Origin of the sequence: Arthrobacter sp. CAN_A212, assembly GCF_015752345.1 — a bacterium.
Lineage (GTDB): Bacteria > Actinomycetota > Actinomycetes > Actinomycetales > Micrococcaceae > Arthrobacter_D.
This window is the reverse complement of sequence record NZ_JADOUT010000062.1, coordinates 1-2,316: the sequence shown is the minus strand read 5'-3', so window position 1 is coordinate 2,316 and position 2,316 is coordinate 1. Positions and strand designations below refer to the sequence as shown.

Here is a 2,316-nt window from a genome sequence, read left to right as displayed (position 1 = left end):
TTTCGGTGTGCGTTTCATTGGAATCCCACCTCGGGAAGCATTCCTTGGCCTTCCTGGACGAGTGTTGCGTAGTCGTCCATGAAGTCCGGTGATGTGTGGATGTAGTAAAAGCTGCTGTCCAGTGTTGCGTGTCCCATATATCGGGAGAGGTAGGGCAGCATTGCGTTGACGTCCCGCCCCTCGGCCATCCACCGTTCGATGTTGGCGTAGGCGAAGTGGTGCCGAAAATCGTAAGGACGGGGCTGTTTGCCACCCGGGGACCGATTCAAACCGGCTTGGTCCCAGATCCTGTTGAACGTGACCCCGATCGAGGCCGGTGCGACCGGTGCTGCGGTCGAGGAGACAAAGAACCCGGGACGGTGATGCCCGAATTTCTGTCGGGATATCTGGTCGCAATCGGCCAGGACATCGATGACCTGGCCGGTGATTGGAAGGCGCCGGCTTCGGTTGCCTTTGGACCACAGCACATCGATGAAACCTCCGGTGAGGTCAACGTCCTTGGGCTGCAACCTTCGGGTTTCGCAGGTCCGAAGCCCGCACGAATGCATCAGCACGAAAAACGCGACGGACTGCCATTTCCACGGTGAGAGGGTTTCCAAGGCGGCTGCGGATCGGAAGAACAACGAGATTTCCTCGCGGCTCAGTAGGTAGGGCTGGGAGCGGGAGAAACCACTCTTCCAGGACTCGGCAAGCACGTAGGCGTCCGGGTTGCCGTGGGTGAGCATCCAACGACCGAAGTCCCTGATGTATGACATCCAGGATGGGCTGGACCCTGGCTGGGAGGATTTCTTGAAGATGACCCAACCCTCGATGGCTTGCCGGTCAAAAGCCGTCACACTGTGCTCGGTGCAGTACGTGTCGAAGCTGCGCAGGTACCAGATCCGCGATGCGCCGTAGCAGCCCATGCTTTGCTTGAAGGCAAGATACCTCCTCAGTTCCTGCGCGAACACACTGGTGAATTCGTACTTGCGCATCACCATGCCCCTTCCGGTAAAGGAAGGACACACGAGCGTAGGTGTTCGGCATCCGTGCTCAGATACACGTTGGTCGAGTCTGCATGAGCATGGCCAAGCACCGCTGAGATGGTCGGCAAAGCGGTTCCCGCGCGCAACAGCCTGGATGCCGCGTTATAGCGAAGGGCCCGCGTTCCAACCTTCACATCTTCCACCCCGGAGACACGGAAGACCTTGTTGACGATCACGTAAATCGACGCATGATCCGCCAAGGCAACATGCGGGGCTTTCAGCCTCAAGAACACCTCTTCCACGTCGGAGGCCGGCCGCTCCTCGAGCACGTACTGCGCAAGGTTGACCAGGATCAAGGGCGGTAACGGCAGGGTCAACGGGTTCCCCGTCTTTTGCTGCACGATCCCCACCGTGCCGCCCCGCCAATCGATATCCCGCAGCCGCAGGCCCCGGATATCGCAAGCACGTAAACCCGTGGCCAGCGACAGCAAGGTAATCGCCGCGTCCCGTGCCGAAACCAGACCTTCCCGGCAGGCGCCAACGACTTGCCGTTCCACTCCGGGCCCGAGCAATGGAACGATTTCATGGTGGCGCCTGGCCCTGGCCAAAGCCAGAGCATCGAGCAGGTCCGTGCGGTTTGTGAATTTCAGGAACGGCCGGAAGCTGGCCACGGCCGACCACATGCTTGATTCAGCCCACCGGCTTCGAAGTGACTCAAGGAATCCCAGGACGCTGGCCCCGTCCGCGGCCTCCCACGAGGAAATCCCGCCAGCCTCCAAATAATTCAAATACTCGCAGGCCAACCCTCCGAAACAGTTTTGGGTGGAACGTGCCAAACCACGCTGATCCATGTCATGACACCACGCAGCCAACAGCGCGGAAAATTCCGGGCTGCTGGGCCCTTGCTTCTGCTGACCGCGGGGCCTCATAGAAAGATCCACGGTCCCAGTGAGCACGTACGAGTCGAACAACCACACCAGCCGGCCATAATCGGTATGACGCTGGGAACTGTACCTGCCGGTCCGCGGGCTCGTTGTCATCGAGGCGAATTCCGCACCCAACTCACTGGTATAAACGCCATCATGTTTCTTGGCCAGAACACCCAGCCACCTGATGGACTTGCGAATCTGGCCAATCGTGGACTGCATGTAGCCGGCGTCCTCCAACGCGGCTACAACAACATCTCCGATGGCCGCGACTGTCCTATCCATTGCCTTGTCCTTCCGCTAGGAACATGGATACAAGACAGGCTAGGCCGCAATATTAAGCCGAGGAACGGGACCAAGACCCCCGAATCACAAGGGCAAACGCACCAAACTCGGCTTAACGTTTTCCTCGGCATAATCGGAGT

The 2,316-nt window shown here is 59.2% G+C and carries 2 protein-coding genes; both read right to left on the bottom strand.

All coding sequences use genetic code 11. From position 1 onward, the window contains the following. Positions 1 to 14: 14 nt before the first annotated feature. Positions 15 to 974, bottom strand: coding sequence for a tyrosine-type recombinase/integrase (locus IWX64_RS16735; RefSeq protein ID WP_196868256.1), 960 nt, complete (start codon positions 972 to 974; stop codon positions 15 to 17). Next, positions 974 to 2,176, bottom strand: coding sequence for a tyrosine-type recombinase/integrase (locus tag IWX64_RS16730; RefSeq protein WP_196868255.1), 1,203 nt, complete (start codon positions 2,174 to 2,176; stop codon positions 974 to 976). Before IWX64_RS16730 ends, IWX64_RS16735 begins: the two co-directional genes overlap by 1 nt. Positions 2,177 to 2,316: the final 140 nt, after the last annotated feature.

Coding starts and splice junctions, on each gene's coding strand:
- IWX64_RS16735 (WP_196868256.1), bottom strand. CDS start 974: ATGCGCAAGTACGAATTCACCAGTGTGTTCGCGCAGGAACTGAGGAGG.
- IWX64_RS16730 (WP_196868255.1), bottom strand. CDS start 2,176: ATGGATAGGACAGTCGCGGCCATCGGAGATGTTGTTGTAGCCGCGTTG.